The organism is Leisingera sp. ANG-M1, assembly GCF_000813745.1.
Taxonomy (GTDB): Bacteria; Pseudomonadota; Alphaproteobacteria; order Rhodobacterales; family Rhodobacteraceae; genus Leisingera.
In genome coordinates, this window is record NZ_JWLC01000049.1 from 1,299 (window position 1) to 1,788 (window position 490).

Annotated in this window: 1 protein-coding gene; it reads left to right on the plus strand. The window is 58.4% G+C overall.

Annotated elements, in window-relative coordinates:
- Positions 1-205 precede the first annotated feature (205 nt).
- Positions 206-490: undecaprenyl-diphosphate phosphatase (locus tag RA19_RS25165; protein WP_039168588.1), on the plus strand; the 285-nt coding region annotated here is incomplete at its 3' end.

Genomic DNA, 490 nt, shown 5'->3' on the forward strand with positions numbered 1-490 from the left:
CCTTTGCAGGTACTGGCACGCTTTATGTCAACTATGCTGACCTATTTTGCCAGCGCTTGATTTCTGATACCGTGTTTCACGGAAATGTACAGGATTTTTAGGTCCGAATCGGATCTAACAGCGGGCTTTCCAATCCCGTGCCAGGATTTATACAGAGTCGCGACACTTTACGGCCCATCCGCGGCCAGCAAGGGACTTTCACCGGATGCCGCTCTTTCAACTGATCCTGGTTGCACTGATCCAGGGGATTACCGAATTCCTGCCTGTTTCCTCCTCCGGCCACCTGATTCTCCTGCCCTCCCTGACTGGACTCGACGATCAAGGGCAGGTGATCGACGTTGCCGTGCATGTGGGCACCCTGGCCGCGGTGATGATCTATTTCTGGAGCGATGTGCGCGAGGGGCTGGCGGGCCTGCCGCGGGCGCTCACGGGCCGCACGGACACCCCCGGTTCGCGGCTTGCCATGGGGCTGATCATTGCCACCATCCCC